This is a genomic window from Brevibacillus migulae (assembly GCF_004521915.1).
Classification (GTDB): domain Bacteria; phylum Bacillota; class Bacilli; order Brevibacillales; family Brevibacillaceae; genus Brevibacillus_F; species Brevibacillus_F migulae.
In genome coordinates this window covers 1-377 of the sequence record NZ_SDKD01000083.1, presented here as the reverse complement: position 1 = coordinate 377, position 377 = coordinate 1, and the positions used below count along the sequence as shown (strand labels likewise).

The 377-nt window shown below is 38.5% G+C and carries 1 protein-coding gene; it reads left to right on the top strand.

The window, feature by feature from the left end; genetic code table 11:
• A partial coding sequence (locus EIZ37_RS26210; RefSeq protein ID WP_205683892.1) for a hypothetical protein occupies positions 1 to 377 on the top strand: 377 nt, incomplete at both ends.

The following is a 377-nucleotide window of genomic DNA, read 5'->3' as shown; positions in this document are numbered from 1 at the left end:
TGAAACCCTTGATACTACTGGGATTTACAAATCCGTAAATCCGGAATTACACGATGAAACCCTTGATACTACTGGGATTTACAAATCCGTAAATCCGGAATTACACGATGAAACCCTTGATACTACTGGGATTTACAAATCCGTAAATCCGGAATTACACGATGAAACCCTTGATACTACTGGGATTTACAAATCCGTAAATCCGGAATTACACGATGAAACCCTTGATACTACTGGGATTTACAAATCCGTAAATCCGGAATTACACGATGAAACCCTTGATACTACTGGGATTTACAAATCCGTAAATCTGGATTGTCAAAATCCGTTAATCCCATATACAGAGAATACGGACATAGAATTAGAGAGAGAGAGAG